The sequence below is a fragment of the Corynebacterium sp. HMSC28B08 genome, from assembly GCF_001806865.1.
Taxonomy (GTDB): Bacteria; Actinomycetota; Actinomycetes; order Mycobacteriales; family Mycobacteriaceae; genus Corynebacterium; species Corynebacterium auriscanis.
The window spans coordinates 39,332-53,916 of record NZ_KV786164.1 but is presented as its reverse complement, the minus strand read 5'-3'; the positions used below and the strand labels follow the sequence as shown (position 1 = coordinate 53,916).

Below are 14,585 nucleotides of genomic sequence, written 5' to 3'. Positions count from 1 at the left end.
GCGTGGGTGACGGCTCCGCCAAGCCTTCCAAGTCGGACAAAAAGTCCGACAGCAGCGAAGACAAGAACAAGGCTGACAACAAATCTGACGAGCCCGAGGAGGACGCAAAGTCGGATAAGGATGCCGAGGCCAAGGAAGCTGCCGCTGAGAAGCCAGCTGAGCGCGCCGAGGATAAGGGTGTTTCCACTAGCGATGACAAGGACAACACCGCGTCTGAAGGCGACTCTTCCAAGAAGAACGAGCCCAGCAAGTCCCAGTCCGGGGCAACCCAGTCCAACGAGTCCCAGTCCGAACCAGCCGAGGGCAACCTGCCTTACGTAACCCCTCTGGTTCGCAAGCTGGCTGAAAAGCACGACGTTGACTTGTCCAAGATTGAGGGCACCGGCGTTGGTGGCCGTATCCGTAAGCAGGACGTTCTTGCTGCTGCCAACGGTGGTGGCGCTGCTACGGCATCCTCCTCCGACGAGCAGTCCCCTGCTGGCCCACGTGCTTCCACTCACCGTGTGGATCTGTCCAAGCAGGATCTCCGTGGCACCACCCAGAAGGTCAGCCGCATCCGCGAAATCACGGCGAAGAAGACCCTCGAATCCCTGCATGCGGCTGCTCAGCTGACTCAGGTACATGAAGTCGACATGACCCACGTGGCAGAACTGCGCAAGCAGGTCAAGGAAAGCTTCGCGAAGAAGCACGGTGTGAACCTGACCTACCTGCCATTCTTCGCCAAGGCAATGGTCGAGGCCCTGGTTTCCCACCCGAACGTCAACGCGTCCTACAACGCACAGACCAAGGAAATGACCTACCACGGCCAGGTTAATCTGGGCATTGCAGTGGATACTCCTGCTGGCCTGCTGAGCCCAGTGATCCACAATGCACAGGACATGAGCCTGCCAGAACTGGCAAAGGCTATCGTTGACATTGCTGACCGCGCGCGCAACAACAAGCTCAAGCCGCAGGATCTGGCCGGTGGCACCTTTACCATCACCAACATCGGTTCCGAAGGCGCATTGACCGATACCCCGATCCTGGTTCCACCGCAGGCCGCAATGGTCGGTACCGGCGTTATCGTTCGTCGCCCGGTCGTCCTGTCCGAGGACGGTGGCGAGTCCATTGGTATCCGCTCGATGGTTCTGCTGCCAATGACCTACGATCACCAGGTCATCGACGGCGCGGATGCAGGACGCTTCATGTCCACCGTTCGCGATCGTCTGGAAAACGGCGACTTCGAGGCCGACCTAGAGCTCTAGTCTGAAGTTCTGGCGGGGCTCCCCCGCCCGGCACGAACTATGTTCATCACCTAGTTCTCGCTTGGCCCCACCAGCTCCCGCGTTTCCCGCATTTCCCGCGTTTCGACAACACGGACAGCGGGACCAAACCCCGGTGCTGCACTCAAACCGCAGCACCGGGGTTTTTGACGCTGAGAGTCAGCAGTCGGCGCCGAAGCAGAACGCAGACCGCAGCACCGGGGTTTTTGAGTTGTGAAGGGAAGCGACGGCGGGCGGCGTCGGATAAAAAAACAACCGCGAAGCCCGCAACTAAAAGGCACAGGGCGAGGGGCTACGACGATGCACAGGCGTACTATGTGACGCATGGGTTACCAAAAGGGCAGTATCAGAAGGTCTCCAGATTCTTCGATCGATATTCAAGATTTGGGGTTCGTGGAATACCAAACCACATGGGACCGGCAGGCGGGGCTGGCCAAGCAACGCGCTGAGGGTGAGATTACGGATACCCTCCTGCTGCTAGAACACCCTCCCACATACACCGCCGGCAAGCGTACCGAGGATTCCGACCGGCCCACCAACGGGCTGCCCGTGGTGGATATCGACCGCGGTGGCAGGATCACGTGGCACGGCCCTGGGCAGTTAGTGGCGTACCCGATCATTCAACTGGATGACCCGGTGGATGTTGTGGATTACGTCCGCCGCCTGGAAGAGGCCCTCATTGCTACCTGCAACGAGCTTGGGCTGCAGGGCGTGGGGCGCATCGAGGGGCGTTCCGGAGTGTGGCTGCCCGCGGGGCTGGTCGACGGCGAGCTGAAGCCGGCACGTAAGATCGCCGCCATCGGCATTCGCGTGACGCGCGGTGTGACGATGCACGGTGTTAGCCTGAACTGCGATAACACGATGGAGTACTACGACCACATCGTCCCGTGTGGCCTAGCGGATGCGGGTGTGACCACCCTGACGGCCGAGCTGGGACGCGACGTGACCGTGGCTGAGGCCAAGGACATCTTGGCGCGACACATTGTGGATGCCATGAACGGGGATTTGCAGGTAGAAGAGCACGAATTGGGTTAGTCGTGGCCATAGCGTGCATTCCTCAAACCCGGGGTTAGCAACCGTTTTTAAAGGCGCGTAGGGTGGACGCCATGACTGTGACCGCAGACGGACGCCGCATGCTCCGCATTGAGGCGAAGAATTCTCAGACACCCATTGAGTCCAAGCCACGCTGGATCCGCACTAGCGCAAAGATGGGCCCCGAGTACCGGGATATGAAAAACCGCGTCTCGGGTGCATCTCTGCACACAGTGTGCCAAGAAGCCGGCTGCCCTAACATCCACGAATGCTGGGAGGACCGCGAGGCGACCTTCCTTATCGGTGGCGATACCTGCTCCCGACGCTGTGACTTCTGCCAGATCAAGTCCGGTCGCCCCTCTCCCCTAGATCGCGATGAGCCACGTCGCGTGGCCGAGAACATTCAGGAGATGGGCCTGCGCTACGCGACCATCACTGGTGTGACTCGCGATGACTTGGACGACGAAGGTGCTTGGCTATACGCCGAGGTCGTGCGCCAAATCCACGAGCTTAACCCCAATACGGGCGTAGAAAACCTCACCCCAGATTTCTCCAACAAGCCAGAACTGCTGGACATTGTCTTCGATGCCGAGCCCGAGGTGTTCGCCCACAACCTGGAGACCGTGCCGCGCATCTTCAAGCGCATCCGCCCGGCATTCAAGTACGACCGTTCCCTGGAGGTCATCAACCGCGCCCACAACCGTGGCCTCGTGACGAAGTCCAACCTGATCCTAGGCATGGGCGAGACGAAGGAAGAAGTTCAAGATGCCATCAAGGACCTAGTGGATGCTGGAACGGACATTCTGACGATCACCCAATACCTGCGCCCATCCCCGCTACACCACCCCATTGAACGTTGGGTGAAGCCGGAGGAATTCATGGAGCACTCCGAGGCTGCATACGACTTGGGCATCAAGGCCGTCATGTCCGGCCCGTTGGTACGCTCTTCCTACCGCGCTGGGCGCCTGTACGCGCAGGCCAAGGCCGCTCGCGGAGAGGAACTTCCCCAGAACTTGAAGCACCTCGCCGACAAGCTGGAAGGCACCACCTCGCAAGAGGCCTCCACGCTGCTGGACAAGTATGGTGCGTCCGAGGAAACCCCGGTGTCTGCCACGCGCTAGGGCTGTATGGGCGGGCTCGGCGGCTGCTCTTCTGCGTGCTTTTGCCGCTTGGGTTCGCCAGCTTCCGGTTGGTGCTAGCTTCCGGTTTTTGCAGGGGCCGCTTGGCGCCTTTTCTTTTTATATTGACGCCTCCCCGACTTCCCCGAGCTCAGCCGAAGCCGGGGTGTTTATCGGTTGTCGCAACGATGTTCTATCCTATGAAGCATGGCGAAGGACATCCGCGAAAAGGAAAATCAAAAGGCAGCTAAGGCTGCGAAGAAGGCTCAGCGCAAGCAGCAGTACTCCCAGATGTGGCAGGCCTTCAAGATCCAGCGCGAACGGGATAAGAAACTTGTACCGTTGATGCTGGTGGCGTTCCTCGTGCCGATCGTCGTCTTACTGCTTCTCAGCATTGTGTTCGGCTGGTGGTGGCTGAACCTCATTCTGGGTATTTTGCTGGGTGCTGTGCTGGCCATGGTGGTTTTCTCCCGTCGCCTGCAGTCTGGTGTGTATGACCAAATTGAGGGTGAAACGGGTGCCGCGGCTTGGGCGCTGCAGAATATGCGCGATGGCGTAGGCATGAAGTGGATTACGGAACCCGGCATTGCATCGAACACGCACATGGATGCTGTTCACCGCGTGGTTGGAACCCCTGGTGTGGTGCTGGTGGGTGAGGGTGCCCCTCACCGCTTGAAGCCAATGATGGCCCAGGAGAAGAAGAAGCTGGCCCGTATCGTGGGCAAGACCCCCATTTACGAAGTCATCGTGGGTGACGGTGAAGGCCAGGTTCCGGTCAAGAAATTGCAGAACCACATGATGCGCATGCCTCGTAACATCAAGAAGAACGAGGTTGAGGCCCTCAACAGCCGTGTGGAATCCATCTCTAAGTTGAACTCTCCACAGAGCGCGTTGCCCAAGGGTCCCCTGCCTAAGGGCGCCAAGGTTGCGGGTATGAACCGCCGTGCACGTCGCGCTGCAGAGCGTGGCAAGAAGGGCTAGGACTGGGTTGACGAGTCCGGCCCCAACGGTGTTATGCCGGGCCTCTAGGAGTTAAGCCGGTCCTCTTGGCCGTTAGCCCCAATCCAATGGCGATTCGCTAGGGGCCTCCAGGAGGTTAGGGCGGGCCCCGTAGCCAATCCACGCGAGCATTGACCGATGAAGCCAGCTCCAGTAGCCAATCGCCCAAGGCCCTTACCGAAGAAGCCAGCTCCAGTAGCCAATCCACGAGAGCATTTTTATGAGTCCCGCTGCAGAGATCACTGAATCATGAGCATTGAATTGCTCGGTACCATCCTGGTACTCAATGCTCTTGGGGTGTTCACCCCAGGTCCCGACTTGTTATTGGTTTTGCGCATGAGCGCCAAATCCCGCCCCCATGCTCTTGCCGCGGTGGCAGGAATCGTAACCGGCGCCACATTCTGGATCGCCCTCACAATTGCCGGTGCAGCAATTCTGCTCACGCGGCACCCGGGATTACTCACGCTCATCCAACTGGCCGGTGCAGCCTACCTGCTATACATGGCCTTTGGGTTGGCCCGTGTGGCCAAGCAGCAGTGGAATCAACCGGTGCAGGATATCGATATGGCGGAGATCCTCGGGACCCTCTCAGTCAGCTACCGGCAGGGCCTGATGACAAATCTATCCAATCCGAAGATCGTCCTGTATCTCACCGCGATCATCGCTCCGGCCCTACCGGCTGGTACTCCGTGGTATTGGAGCGTCATTCTTGGAGCTTTACTGGTGGTCGAGGCAGCTTTGGGATTTGGATTCGTGGCGTTTGTCGTGTCGACCGCTCGGGTACGCCGGAAGTTGCTTGGAGCAGGCCCCATTATCGACGCGATCTCCGCAACCCTGTTTGTCATCTTCGCCACGGTCTTGCTGGCGCGGACGTTTTCGGGTTAGACCCGGGTCTCGGTATGACCGCGCTTTGTGTGCGGCCTCTCCCAATGTCCGAAAGGCAGAACGAAACGACCAAAACCGCGCGTTTACTCATGGGCAGATCCCCTAATGCCCCGAAAAGCAGAACGAAACGACGAAAAACCGCGCGTCTTAGGTCATCTCGTTCTGCTTCGCGAACAACGGAGGCCAGCGAATGGCCAGTGAGAGGATCCTGAGGCGGGTGGCTGTGCCCGTGTGGTTAACGCACCCGCACCACTGCCGTGCCCGTGGCGCGGTCGTGCATGCCGCGACCGTCGGTGTCCTGAATAATCGGCGGGAACAGGAAGAGCGTGAAGAAGGTACGAACGAATGCACGAATGAATCCCACACGCTCGTTGGGCTTGTCGATACGCCCCACCCCGATGCCAACGACAGCATGTCCAGGGGATTGCGCGAACAACCACACAGAGACCGTGCGCCACACCAGGAACAACAGCCACGTCAGCGTGGAGTAGTGCCCCAGCACGTCAGTTTGCAGAGTGATCAACCACGCCAAGCCCATGCACACGAACCAGTCGATGAGCAACGCGGCCATGCGAGGAAATAACGTCGCCAGCGACCCCGGCCCCTCCTTGGGGATGCCGAACGATTCTCCGGGGTACGTGCTTACCTGCCCAGTGGCGTCATTTTCGCCGGGAAGTTGCGGGCCTTCCAGCCAAGATCTTTTCTCGCTCATAATGGTTCCTAGACTATCCCCCTCCCAACGAAAAGCACTAAAACCGACACGAACCCCCGGCATATGTGCGTATGCTTATATACGTAATTCCCGGCGGTGACCGTTCGCGGGCAGAGGGAGGCGTCGACACAAAGAAAACAACGGCGCTCCGCAGGCAACGTGATTGGTGGCCCGGAGGAATCGACAAAAGAGTTAACAACGCGGAAACACTAAGGTGACAGGCGAGCAACACAGTTTGTCTACACTGGTTTTTGCACGTTGCCGGTACCGCGAAGAATCCGCGGACAACCAGGCAGATCGAACGCAAGTTTTGCAACTGCACAGAACGGAAGAAGATTAACAGTGGCTTTTGAGACTCCCGCTGATGTTGTGAAGTACATCAAGGACAACGATGTGGAATTCGTCGACGTTCGTTTTACCGACGTACCGGGCACCGAACAGCACTTCACCATCCCGGCCAGCGCATTCGACGAGGAAGCAGCAGAGGAGGGTCTGGCTTTCGACGGTTCCTCCGTCCGTGGTTTCACCACCATCGAAGAGTCTGACATGAACCTGCTGCCGGATCTCGCCACCGCGAAGATCGACCCCTTCCGCACCGCAAAGACGTTGAACATGAAGTTCTTCGTCCACGACCCATTCACCCGCGAGCCTTTCAGCCGCGACCCACGCAACGTGGCCCGCAAAGCACAGGAGTACCTGACTTCCACTGGCATCGCGGACACCTGTTTCTTCGGCGCTGAAGCCGAGTTCTACCTGTTCGATTCCGCGCGTTACTCCGTGGACACCAACAACGCCTTCTTCGAAGTGGACTCCAGCGAAGGTTGGTGGAACCGTGGCGAGGAGTTCGACCTAGACGGTTCCCTGAACCGCGGTAACAAGACCCGCATGAAGGGCGGCTACTTCCCTGTCGCTCCATACGACCAGACCCAAGAACTGCGCGATCAGATGGCGCTGAACTTGGCGGAATCCGGTTTTGAGCTAGAGCGTTTCCACCACGAGGTGGGCACCGGTGGCCAGCAGGAAATCAACTACAAGTTCAACACGTTGCTGCACGCAGCCGACGACCTGCAGTCTTTCAAATACATCGTGAAGAACACCGCGTGGAACAACGGCAAGGTAGCCACCTTCATGCCTAAGCCACTGGCTGGCGACAACGGTTCCGGCATGCACGCCCACCAGTCCCTGTGGAAGGACGGCAAGCCACTGTTCTTTGACGAAAACGGCTACGCGGGCCTGTCCGACCTGGCGCGCTACTACATCGGTGGCATCCTGGAGCACGCGGGCGCTGTGTTGGCCTTCACCAACCCAACGCTGAACTCCTACCACCGTCTGGTTCCGGGCTTCGAGGCCCCAATCAACCTCGTGTACTCACAGCGCAACCGTTCCGCCGCGATCCGCATCCCGATCACCGGTTCCAACCCGAAGGCCAAGCGCATCGAGTTCCGCGCTCCGGACCCATCCGGTAACCCATACCTCGGCTTCGCAGCGATGATGATGGCCGGCCTGGACGGCATCAAGAACCGCATCGAGCCACACGCGCCGGTGGATAAGGACCTGTACGAACTGCCACCGGAGGAAGCTAAGGGCATTCCACAGGCTCCGACTTCCCTGGAAGCTGCACTCAAGGCTCTGGAAGAGGACAACGAGTTCCTCACCGAAGGTGGAGTGTTCACCGAGGATCTGATCGAGACCTACATCAACTACAAGGTTGACAACGAGATCATGCCAACGCGCCTGCGCCCAACGCCGCAGGAGTTCGAGATGTACTTCGACTGCTAGTTGGTTGGGGCGCTCCCCCTCGCATGCACGCTCGCACGCTGAACCCACGGTAGCCTTTGCGGTTGCCGTGGGTTTTGCAATTTCCGCCCCTCGCCTCCCTCCCTCGCCTCCGCATCTCCCCCTCCCGAGGCCGAATCAGCCTCGGCCGGGGTTCTTTTTTACCCGACCCCCTTGCCCCGCTCGCGCAAGCCCCCAATGGGTGGGCGCCTTACCCTGGGCGCACACTTGCCCTACGGATACCCCTAGGGGTATCGTTAACCGCGTTAGGGATAAACTCCGCCCTCGTCCTCCTACGAAAGGAATCCTCACCATGTGTCGTCCCATTGAATGCAAGAAGTGCGGCAAGACCACCTGGGCCGGCTGTGGCCAACACGTTGCTCAGGTAAAGGCAACCGTTCCCGCCGGACAGTGGTGCACCTGTGAGCGCTCTGACAGCAATTCCGGAGGCATCTTCGCGAGCCTGTTTGGTCACAAATAACCCCCATCCGATTCACCAGAAACGAGCCCACATCATGAACCAGCAGGCCGCCAATAACGAGCCCGTTCAAACCCGACCCACCGGGAACCAGCAACCCACGCACACCCAGCCCACCAACCCACAGCACACCACCCCCCAGCACACCGTCATCATCGGGGGCGTGGCCGGCGGTATGTCCACCGCCGCCCGCCTGCGCCGCATGGACGAAAACATGCAGATCACCGTGTTGGAATCCTCCGGCCACGTTTCCTTCGCCAACTGCGGGTGGCCCTATTACTTGGGCCAGGTCATCGAAGACCGCGATGCACTGCTGCTGCAGACCCCGGAATCGCTCAAGACTCGTTTCAATATCGATGTGCGGGTGAATTCCACGGCCGTGGCCATCGACCGGGAGGCCAAAACCGTTCGCGTTCAAGGCCCCGGCGACGGCGAAGGACAATACCCAGTCGACGGCGCAGGACAGTACCCCAGCACAGGCACGGAACGTGGCCCCGGCAACGGCGCAGAAAACGGTACTGAAAACGGTGCAGCAACCAACACCGAATACACCCTCACCTATGACTACCTCGTGCTCTCCCCCGGCGCGTCCCCGTTCGTGCCACCTATCCCTGGCATAGAGCGCGCCTACACCCTGCGCACGGTGGAAGATACGGACACGATCACGACGGCCCTTGCGGAAACCCAACCGTCCACCGCCGTCATCATCGGCGGCGGCTTCATCGGCCTCGAAGTCGCGGAGAACTTCGCTCACCGCGGCATCAATACCACAGTCATCGAGGCAAACCCGCAGATCATGGCCCCGCTGGATCCCGAAATGGCCAGCGTGGTTCAACAGCACCTGGAGGGCAATAACGTGCACGTCCTCACCGACCAACAGGTCAACACCATCACGGAAACACACGTCTGCACTGCCCAGGGCACGGAACTACCCGCGGACATCGTTATCTCCGCCGTCGGTGTGCGCCCGAATGACCAATTGGCCCGCCTGGCCGGCCTGACCGTCGGCGAGCGCGGCGGCATCGTCGTCGACGAGCAACTGCGCACCAGCGATCCGCACATCTTCGCCCTCGGTGATGCGGCCTTGAAGAAAGACACCCACACCGGCGCGGACACAATGATCCCTCTTGCTCAAACCGCCAACCGCCACGGTCGCCTGGTCGCGGACATCATCACGGGCCGCGCCGGGGATGGCATGGCCACAGCCCCCACCAAGGGCACGTCCGTGGTCCAATTGTTCGGCCTCACCGCCACCGCCGTGGGGTGGAACGAGAAGCGCACGGTCGCCGAACTGGGCGGCGACGGCCCCTTCGATGTGGTCCACCTGCACCCCTTGAACCACGCGGGCTACTACCCCGGCGCCACCGCCTTGCACATGAAGCTGATCTACCGCACCGACGATTACCGCATCCTGGGTGCGCAGGTCATCGGCGAAAACGGTGCGGATAAGCGCATCGACGTCATCGCCACCGCCATGCACGCAGGCCTCAAGGCCTGGCAGTTGGCCGATCTGGAGCTGGCATATTCCCCACAGGTCGGCTCCGCCAAGGACCCGGTCAACCTGGCTGGTTTCATCGTGGACAACCGTCGCAACGGGCAACAGTCGGTGCAGTGGCACCAGGTCGAACAGCTCCAACAGGATGGCTGGCTGGTCATGGATGTCCGCACCGCTGGCGAGTTCGCCGCCGGTGCCATCCCAGGCGCCGTCAACATTCCGGTCGACGAGCTTCGCGATCGCATCGCGGAGATCCCCTCCGGCACCAAAGTCATCGCGCAGTGCCAGGTGGGGTTGCGCGGTAACGTTGCCACCCAGTTGCTGCGCGCTCACAACGTTGAAGTCGCCAACTTGGACGGCGGTTACCTCACCTGGAGCTTCGGCCACGCGACTCGCTAGACCATCGCCTCTTTTTCTTTATCTCGACGCCCTCCTGCTCCCCCACTTCGTTCAACAATAGGGGTGGAGTGCCGCCGCCATTCGGGGGCCCGCATGGGATTTCGGTAAAATCTGGAACATATATGCCACCGAACCCCAACGAGAGGCGTTGATGACCACCATTGACTTCAATGCGGACCTCGGCGAAACCACCGCGGGTAACCCCGTCGCGGATGATGCTGCCATGATTGAGCTGATTACCAGCGCGAATGTCGCTTGCGGCTTCCACGCTGGTGATCCGCACGATATCGCCAAGACCGTTAAAGCTGCGGCCACCGCGGGCGTGACCGTGGGAGCCCACGTGGGCTACCGCGACTCCGCGGGCTTCGGTCGTCGCTTCATGGATTATGCCCCCGGCGAGCTCGCAGATGAGGTGCTGTACCAAATTGGCGCGCTCGATGCCCTAGCACGCGCTCATGGGGCCACCGTGCGGTACGTCAAGCCCCACGGCGCGCTGTACAACACGATCGTTCACCACGAGATTCAAGCCCAAGCCGTCATCGATGGAATCAAGGCGTTCTCCACTGACCTGGCCGTGATGCTGCTCCCCGGTGGCGTGGCCATCGACAAGGCGCAGGCCGCCGGCCTGCGCGTGATCCGCGAGGCATTCGCCGACCGCGCATACAACCCCGACGGAACCTTGGTATCCCGGCGGGAGCCGAACGCGGTGCTGCACAGCGTAGACCAGGTTGTCGATCAAGTTCGCCAGATCGCCCAATCGGGTGCTATCACCGCCACGGACGGTTCTACCGTGCAGGTAGACGCCGAATCCGTGTGTGTCCACGGTGATTCCCCCGGCGCACTACAGATGACCCGCGCAGTGCGCGAGCAGCTGGCAGCGGAGGGCGTCGAGTTTAAGAGCGTTCTATGAACCAAGAAGAAGTGACACAGCAAGGCCAAACAACGAAGGCCACCACACCTGGAACCACAGAACCCGTAATTCACCGCGTGGGTACCCGTGCAATCCTCGTTGACGTGCCGGACCTCACCACCGTCATGGCGTGGCACTCGGCGCTCGTGGCATCCCCGCTACACGGCCAAATCGACTGCATCGCCGCAGCTCGCACCGTGTTGGTGGTCTTGGATTCGCCACGCTCAGCCAAAGATGCCGCGACCAAGCTGGCGAACTTTTCGCCCGCCAGCGCCACTCAGGCCACGCCACGCGACATCACGATCAACGTGTGCTATGACGGCGAGGATCTACAGGAGGCCGCCGAGGCCGCAGGCATGACCGTCGACGAACTCATCGACTGGCACACCTCCACCACCTTCGTAGGTGCGTTCGGCGGATTCGCTCCGGGGTTCACCTACTGCGTGCCAGAAGACGGTTCCCCCCAGACGTTGGACATGCCGCGTAAAGCCACCCCGCGCACCTCGGTGCCCGCGGGTGCGGTTGGATTAGCTGGGGAGTTCAGCGCAGTGTACCCACGCCAGTCCCCCGGTGGCTGGCAGCTCATCGGCACCACAACCGATCCGATGTGGGATAGCGCGAAGGACAATCCAGCACTCATCGCCCCCGGCGATCGCGTGCATTACCGTGCCGTGGAGACCCTCGAAGAGCGCCCCGAGCAAGCCGAGGCAGGAGCCACTGACCTGCCACGATCTCGGCCAATGCTACGCGTGGACGAGGCCGGTATGCAGACGTTAATTCAGGACCTCGGTCGCGCCGGCAACGGCGGGCTGGGCGTGACCACGTCCGGCGCCGCCGATGAGGCCTCGGCCCGCGCAGCCAATGCCGCCGTGGGTAACGAAGCCACGGCTGCCGTGCTGGAAAACATCGGTGGCATGCAGATCACCGCCCTGGCCGATTCCGTGGTTGCCCTCACGGGTGCCGAAGCCCCGGCCCGCATCGGTAACCGCCCCATCCCCCTAGCCATGCCCGTAATGCTACCGGCGGGCAAAACCCTCGAGGTACAACCCGCCACAGTCGGCATGCGGTCCTACCTAGCGATTCGTGGCGGCGTTATCGAGCCACTCACCCTGGGTTCTGCCTCCGCCGACCTATTGTCGGGATTAGGCCCGCAACCGCTGCAGGCCGGTCGCGTATTGCGCAGCCAATTCGCGCCAACCACGTTCGTGGATAACTCCCGGTTAAACCCGCTGCTGGTCAACCGCAAGCACCGCGTGGATATCCGCGTGGTTCCCGGCCCTCGGGACAGCTGGTTCGCCGACGGCGTGGCCCCACTGGAAGCGCAACAATGGGTGGTCACGGCGGCGTCGAACCGCATTGGACTGCGCCTCGACGGTGTGCCCATCGAGCGAACCACCACCGGCGAGCTGCCCAGTGAAGGCATCGTCGCGGGCAGCATCCAGGTGCCGACCAATGGCCTACCAGTGGTGTTCCTACGCGATCACGCGGTCACCGGTGGTTACCCAGTCATCGCCACAGTTGTGCACGAAGACCTCGACATTCTCGCCCAACTTCCGCCCGAGGCCCTGATTAATTTCATCGCCGTTGACCCAGATACCCTCCAGCCGCTGCAAGGATAAGGACAACACTTTCACCATGACCAACGATTCAACCCTCAACCTGCACAGCGTTCTGATTGCCAACCGTGGCGAAATCGCCGTGCGCATCGCCCGTGTAGCTCGGGATCTGGGCATTCGCTCCATCGCCGTTTACTCTGAGGCCGACGCCGGCGCGCTGCACACCCTCGTCGCCGACGAGGCCTACGCCCTGCCCGGCAACACCTCTGCCGAGACCTACATGAACGTGCCCGCCCTGCTGGACATCGCAGCCCGCGCAGGTGCCGATTGCGTGCATCCTGGCTACGGTTTTCTCTCGGAGAACTCCAGCTTCGCGCGCGACGTGGAAGCTGCCGGCCTGACGTGGATTGGCCCCACCCCAGATTCCATCGATCAGCTGGGTGACAAGGTCTCCGCTCGCAAGCTGGCCACCGAAGCCGGCGCACCTCTAGCGCCCGGTACTTCCCACCCCATCCACGACTGGCAAGAGGCGCGCGAGTTCGCCGAAGAACACGGCATGCCCATCGCCATCAAGGCAGCATTCGGTGGCGGCGGCCGCGGCCTGAAAGTCGTGGAACGCATGGAAGACATCGAGGATGCCTTCGTCTCTGCGGGTCGCGAGGCTAAAGAGGCCTTCGGGCGCCCCGAGTGCTACGTGGAGAAGTTCCTCATGCGCCCCCGCCACGTGGAAGCGCAGGTCTTGGCCGACGATCACGGCAACGTCGCCGTGATCGGCACCCGCGACTGCTCCACCCAGCGCCGTTTCCAAAAGCTAATCGAGGAAGCTCCGGCGCCATTCCTCACCGAGACCCAGCGTTCCTCCATCGTCGAAGGCGCCCGTCGCATCTGCCGCACCGCTGGGTACCGTGGCGCCGGCACGGTTGAATTCATCGTGTCCGAGGACGGCACCGTGTCCTTCCTCGAGGTCAACACCCGCGTGCAGGTGGAGCACCCCGTCACGGAAGCTGTGACCAGCGTGGACATCATTGCCGAACAGTTCCGCATCGCCGCTGGCCTGCCGCTGTCTTTCCAGGGCGATCCGCAGTCCAGCGGTCACGCTTTCGAGTTCCGCATCAACGCCGAAGACGTAGCTCACGGATTCGTCCCCAGCCCCGGTGTAGTCACCAAGTTCGAGGCCCCCACCGGCCCCGGCGTACGCGTGGATTCCGGTGTACGCTCCGGATCGGAGATCCCCGGTTTCTACGATTCCCTGCTGGCTAAGCTGATCGTGTGGGGCCCAACCCGCGAAATCGCACTGCGCCGCGCCGCCAGTGCGCTGGCGGAGTTTGACATCGCCGGAGTGCGCACTGTCATCCCATTCCACCGCGATATGATTGGTAACCCAGCACTGACCGCCGCAGACGGCCAGCTGGGTGTATACACCGACTGGGTGGACAAGGAATACAAGCCAGGCACCGGCATCACCTTGGGCCACGGCGTGGACATCGAAGACACCTACACTGAGCGCCAGACCCTCGTGGTGGAAATCGACGGCGAACTGCACCGCATCGGCATTCCAATTGGCCTGCTGGGCGGGGCTGGTAGCGCGGGCGCCGCGGGTGCCGGTGGCGCCGCTGGTGCTGGCGCGGCCGGTTCCCCGGGGTCCACAGGGGACTCTGGAGACGTCGCAGGCGGAGTGACCTCCCCTTACGCCGGTTCCGTGGTGGCGTGGAAAGTCATCGACGGCTCTTTCGTGGAGAAGGGCGACGCAATCGCCGTCATCGAAGCGATGAAGATGGAATCCACGATTACCGCCAACTCCACCGGTCGCGTAAGCATCAAGGTCCAAGCTGGCGAGAAGGTAGACCGCGGAACAGTGCTGGCCGTGATCGAGGACTAATCCCTCACGCACCTGTGCCACACACCTGTCCCTCACACACCTGTGCCACACACACCGACGCCCCACGGATTCCCTAGCTCAAGG

General features: G+C 61.3%; 11 protein-coding genes. 10 read left to right on the top strand and 1 reads right to left on the bottom strand.

All coding sequences use genetic code 11. The features are described 5' to 3' along the window. The 5 genes from sucB to HMPREF3098_RS04605 all read left to right on the top strand — a co-directional run. Nucleotides 1–1,244, top strand: a 1,244-nt coding sequence (sucB, locus tag HMPREF3098_RS11825) for a 2-oxoglutarate dehydrogenase, E2 component, dihydrolipoamide succinyltransferase (RefSeq protein ID WP_141739670.1), incomplete at its 5' end; no start/stop codon positions are given. Nucleotides 1,245–1,586: 342 nt separating this feature from the next. After that, complete coding sequence (lipB, locus tag HMPREF3098_RS04620; protein ID WP_035113340.1) at nucleotides 1,587–2,297, top strand: lipoyl(octanoyl) transferase LipB; 711 nt, start codon at nucleotides 1,587–1,589, stop codon at nucleotides 2,295–2,297. 71 nt (nucleotides 2,298–2,368) lie between these two features. After that, nucleotides 2,369–3,415 (top strand): lipoyl synthase, encoded by a 1,047-nt coding sequence (gene lipA / locus HMPREF3098_RS04615; RefSeq protein ID WP_070434174.1) that lies wholly within the window; start codon nucleotides 2,369–2,371, stop codon nucleotides 3,413–3,415. A gap of 204 nt (nucleotides 3,416–3,619) precedes the next feature. Continuing rightward, nucleotides 3,620–4,393, top strand: a complete 774-nt coding sequence (locus tag HMPREF3098_RS04610; protein ID WP_035113338.1) for a DUF4191 domain-containing protein — start codon at nucleotides 3,620–3,622, stop codon at nucleotides 4,391–4,393. A gap of 267 nt (nucleotides 4,394–4,660) precedes the next feature. After that, nucleotides 4,661–5,296 carry a LysE family translocator gene (locus HMPREF3098_RS04605; protein ID WP_035113337.1) on the top strand — a complete coding sequence of 212 codons (636 nt, stop codon included), beginning with the start codon at nucleotides 4,661–4,663 and terminating at the stop codon, nucleotides 5,294–5,296. Between the two features lie 235 nt (nucleotides 5,297–5,531). On the opposite strand, the gene HMPREF3098_RS04600 is transcribed toward HMPREF3098_RS04605, so the two are convergent. Then, nucleotides 5,532–6,008, bottom strand: a complete 477-nt coding sequence (locus tag HMPREF3098_RS04600; RefSeq protein WP_035113336.1) for an RDD family protein — start codon at nucleotides 6,006–6,008, stop codon at nucleotides 5,532–5,534. Nucleotides 6,009–6,350: 342 nt separating this feature from the next. On the opposite strand from HMPREF3098_RS04600, the gene glnA reads away from it, so the two are divergent. The 5 genes from glnA (at nucleotide 6,351) to HMPREF3098_RS04575 (ending at nucleotide 14,501) form a co-directional block, all read left to right on the top strand. After that, nucleotides 6,351–7,787: a type I glutamate--ammonia ligase gene (glnA, locus tag HMPREF3098_RS04595; RefSeq protein WP_035113335.1), complete on the top strand. Its 1,437-nt coding sequence runs from the start codon at nucleotides 6,351–6,353 to the stop codon at nucleotides 7,785–7,787. Between the two features lie 512 nt (nucleotides 7,788–8,299). Continuing rightward, nucleotides 8,300–10,156 (top strand): FAD-dependent oxidoreductase, encoded by a 1,857-nt coding sequence (locus HMPREF3098_RS04590; protein WP_083284097.1) that lies wholly within the window; start codon nucleotides 8,300–8,302, stop codon nucleotides 10,154–10,156. A 151-nt stretch (nucleotides 10,157–10,307) separates the two neighbouring features. Further along, a complete protein-coding gene (locus tag HMPREF3098_RS04585; RefSeq protein ID WP_070434173.1) occupies nucleotides 10,308–11,066 on the top strand; it encodes a LamB/YcsF family protein in 759 nt (252 codons plus the stop codon). Further along, nucleotides 11,063–12,685 carry a 5-oxoprolinase subunit B/C family protein gene (locus tag HMPREF3098_RS04580; RefSeq protein WP_246815846.1) on the top strand — a complete coding sequence of 541 codons (1,623 nt, stop codon included), beginning with the start codon at nucleotides 11,063–11,065 and terminating at the stop codon, nucleotides 12,683–12,685. Before HMPREF3098_RS04585 ends, HMPREF3098_RS04580 begins: the two co-directional genes overlap by 4 nt. A 16-nt stretch (nucleotides 12,686–12,701) precedes the next feature. After that, nucleotides 12,702–14,501, top strand: a complete 1,800-nt coding sequence (locus HMPREF3098_RS04575; protein ID WP_070434172.1) for an acetyl/propionyl/methylcrotonyl-CoA carboxylase subunit alpha — start codon at nucleotides 12,702–12,704, stop codon at nucleotides 14,499–14,501. Nucleotides 14,502–14,585: the final 84 nt, after the last annotated feature.